At 52.5% G+C, this 551-nt stretch carries 1 rRNA gene; it reads right to left on the reverse strand.

From position 1 onward, the window contains the following. Window positions 1–448, reverse strand: a 16S ribosomal RNA gene (locus ACT3R7_RS20725); the annotation flags it as partial. Window positions 449–551: the final 103 nt, after the last annotated feature.

A 551-nucleotide genomic window follows, 5' to 3' on the forward strand; every position in this document is an offset into this window, starting at 1 on the left:
GGCGTTCTTCCTCGCTGAAAGTGCTTTACAACCCGAAGGCCTTCTTCACACACGCGGCATGGCTGGATCAGGGTTGCCCCCATTGTCCAATATTCCCCACTGCTGCCTCCCGTAGGAGTTCGGGCCGTGTCTCAGTCCCGATGTGGCTGATCATCCTCTCAGACCAGCTACGGATCGTCGCCTTGGTGGGCCATTACCCCACCAACTAGCTAATCCGACATAGGCTCATCCGATAGCGCGAGCCGAAGCCCCCTTTCTCCCGTAGGACGTATGCGGTATTAGCCTGGGTTTCCCCAGGTTATCCCCCACTATCGGGCAGATTCCTATGCATTACTCACCCGTCCGCCGCTCGTCAGCGTCTAGCAAGCTAGACCTGTTACCGCTCGACTTGCATGTGTTAAGCCTGCCGCCAGCGTTCAATCTGAGCCATGATCAAACTCTTCAGTTTAAAATCATTGTGATTCTTACTCGTTACCCGAAGATAACAAAAGCGAATCAAACTTGGCTCAAGGTTCAAACGAATAGTACTGCAATATTCCGAAGAATATTAC

Origin of the sequence: Halomonas sp. AOP43-A1-21, assembly GCF_052376775.1 — a bacterium.
GTDB classification, from domain to species: Bacteria; Pseudomonadota; Gammaproteobacteria; order Pseudomonadales; family Halomonadaceae; genus Vreelandella; species Vreelandella colorata.